Source organism: Nitrospirota bacterium (genome assembly GCA_016212185.1).
Classification (GTDB): Bacteria; Nitrospirota; Thermodesulfovibrionia; order UBA6902; family DSMQ01; genus JACRGX01.
The window spans coordinates 1-2,526 of record JACRGX010000081.1 but is presented as its reverse complement, the minus strand read 5'-3'; the positions used below and the strand labels follow the sequence as shown (position 1 = coordinate 2,526).

Below are 2,526 nucleotides of genomic sequence, written 5' to 3'. Positions count from 1 at the left end.
TCCAGCCATTACTTCTTACGATTTTCTAGAGCACTCTTATAATCCCACCTAATATATGGCATTTCGTCGGATTCCTTACGATCCCAAGTTTTCCGAAAATCATCCATGAATTCCCGAGGAATAAGGAATCGCGCCTCATAACAAGCATAACCCCTGTCATCCTTATTGTCATAAACCTCTATTCTTCCGGCGCAGAATCTTTTAGCCTTCTCATTCATAATCATTTCTTCAACTATACTGAAAAAATATCTCTTTTTCTTAGCCATGCTCTAAATTTCTGCGCATATTATGCACTATATCTATTTAGTATGATATCCGCCAGTTTTACGGCTTCCTCTGCGTTCAATTAAATTTCGCTCGATGAGAGTTTTTATCTGCCGTTCTATTGTTTTTATAGGCCTCCTGTTGAGGCGTGGGCTTAAATCTTTTGCTTTAATCCCTGGGCTTACTTTGATAGCCTCCAGCAGGGATTTTAATCCCTCACTTAATCCCTCACTTAATCCCTCACTTTTCTCCGTCCTCTTAGGACCAATCTCGGCTGCCATTTTCTTCGCTCTTGGGTTAATCTTAAGAGTTACCATAAAATATGTGCGGTCGTCATCCGTCTCAAAATAAGGCGGCGGGGATCCATTTGACTTCAGCGCTCGGCGAATCTTGGGAAATCCGGTACACCTTCCCTCTGTCAATTGAAGTTCTTTAAGGGCGTCTCCTAACCGGCTATTGCGATAACGACGCGGCGTAACGATCGGGTTGTTAATATTATCCTTGTTCAGCGGTGGCAAAGGCCCCGGGTAACTAATGATATAAATCTTGTCCGGATAAATCCGCACTTCAATAGGTTCACGTTCCTCATAACTGCGATGATATACCGCGTTTACCAAAGATTCCTCAATGGCTGCATATGGGTAATTAAAGAACCTGTCCGCTTCGGCCCGGCCTTCTACTTTATGGACAGACTCAACGATCACCAGATTCTTGATATATCTAAGTGCATCGCGCAACTGTTCGTGAACGGGCCCAGTAAATATCTTTTCTTCGAACTCATCGCCAACCTCATCCTTATATTTCACGACATCAATCGTTGTGCGTGGAAAAAACTTCTGTGGCTCAGGGCAAAAAAGCATAAGCCCGATATTTTTCGGTCTTAAGAATTCATCAGGCCCTTCGACTATATTCATCCTGCGATAGAGATCCTTAACCGGCATCTTTGGTATCTCTTTGGCGAGGTCGCTTTTTACGGCATCCAAATACTGTTCAATTCGCCGGATATCCAAATCTTTCAGAGTTGCCTTATGGTTAATACAGTCATCAAAAGGAATATCGTGGGCAAGTTTCATCAAGCTGCGCTCATCCGTAGCTGTCGCACGTCTTGTAGTATCGTTACGACGGATATAATACGAGTAGCGCGCACCCTTGCCTAAGGTCTCGGCTGCTTTATACGGCCGGTGCGCCCCTCCTGGAACCCAAATAATAACGATGTTCTTGCCTTTTACATTTGCCACATCAACTATCGGAAAATATTCTGGCCTGATTTTATGAGAAAGGCCTAAAAGTTCTTTTTGAATCTTTTTGATTTCGGAAGGTGACAGCCCTTTAGGGAAGAAGGCGGGCCCAATATTATTTTCCTCAACTCCGATTACAATATACCCGCCGCCCCAGTTGTTGACATCATTGGCGAAAGCGCACATTGTATGCAGGACGGTTTGCGGATTCCAGCCTTCTTTAAACTCCAACCGCTCAGTTTCAACCACTCGTCCGGAAAGCAATTCTTCAATATTAATAGGTAGCGCCATTTTCACCCCTCATGAATTTTCTACGCTTGCTTAAGCGTTTTTGCTAAAAACTTTTCAAGATGGTACTGCTGAATTTTATTCGGCCTGGTCTTGCCATTGAGCCACCGGCTAATCGTGGAGAAATTGACGCCGATATCATTAGCAAGCTCAACCTGTGTGATTCTGTTTTCAAGCCGATATAGTTCAAGTTGTTTTATTAAGTCGTCCATAACGGTTCTCCTTGTGCGAGTTTTCTTTTGCATACCTTGCATTGTATTGCAATGAACCTAATATGTCAATGAAAATCTTATTCAAATACATTACTGAAAAGCTCCAAAATGCGCCTTCCAAAAAAACCGACATTACATACCGACATCCAAGGGGGCAAATGTCGGTCTGTTTGCCCCTGTTTGACCCGATTTTGTGCTTAAAATAGACCTTTTTGACCCCTACCAGACCGACACCGACATCCAAAAAAAACGAACCTGAAATCACTCACAAGATGCGCCTCGCCCAACCCTCGGCCCAAGCCCCCCTTGGAGGGACCCATAAGCTGTGAGGTGTGAGGATTGTGAGGCTAATATTCTCACCTTTTACATAGGGGTATTTTGAGGACCATAAATACCTTTTCTCTTTCTCTTTTTAATAGCAAAATACACTCACAAACCTCACAAAATTCCCTAACCTCCTATAACCACAAGAGTTTTCCCTGTGAGGAAGCCTGTGAGTTTCTGTGAGGACGTTTAAGGATCAT

The 2,526-nt window shown here is 43.4% G+C and carries 3 protein-coding genes; all 3 read right to left on the bottom strand.

Features of this window, described 5'->3' with window-relative positions:
• Nucleotides 1-8 precede the first annotated feature (8 nt).
• The 3 genes from HZA10_09625 to HZA10_09615 are packed head-to-tail and all read right to left on the bottom strand — an operon-like array spanning nt 9 to nt 2,002.
• Entirely contained in the window at nt 9-266 is a 258-nt protein-coding gene (locus HZA10_09625) for a hypothetical protein (protein MBI5196570.1), read from the bottom strand.
• Nucleotides 267-299: 33 nt separating this feature from the next.
• Entirely contained in the window at nt 300-1,793 is a 1,494-nt protein-coding gene (locus tag HZA10_09620) for a putative DNA binding domain-containing protein (GenBank protein MBI5196569.1), read from the bottom strand.
• A gap of 20 nt (nt 1,794-1,813) precedes the next feature.
• Nucleotides 1,814-2,002 carry a helix-turn-helix transcriptional regulator gene (locus HZA10_09615; GenBank protein ID MBI5196568.1) on the bottom strand — a complete coding sequence of 63 codons (189 nt, stop codon included), beginning with the start codon at nt 2,000-2,002 and terminating at the stop codon, nt 1,814-1,816.
• Nucleotides 2,003-2,526 lie beyond the last annotated feature (524 nt).

What these genes read in the sequence shown, in the direction of transcription:
- HZA10_09625 (MBI5196570.1), bottom strand. Translation starts at nt 266, where the DNA reads ATGGCTAAGAAAAAGAGATATTTTTTCAGTATAGTTGAAGAAATGATT.
- HZA10_09620 (MBI5196569.1), bottom strand. Translation starts at nt 1,793, where the DNA reads ATGGCGCTACCTATTAATATTGAAGAATTGCTTTCCGGACGAGTGGTT.
- HZA10_09615 (MBI5196568.1), bottom strand. Translation starts at nt 2,002, where the DNA reads ATGGACGACTTAATAAAACAACTTGAACTATATCGGCTTGAAAACAGA.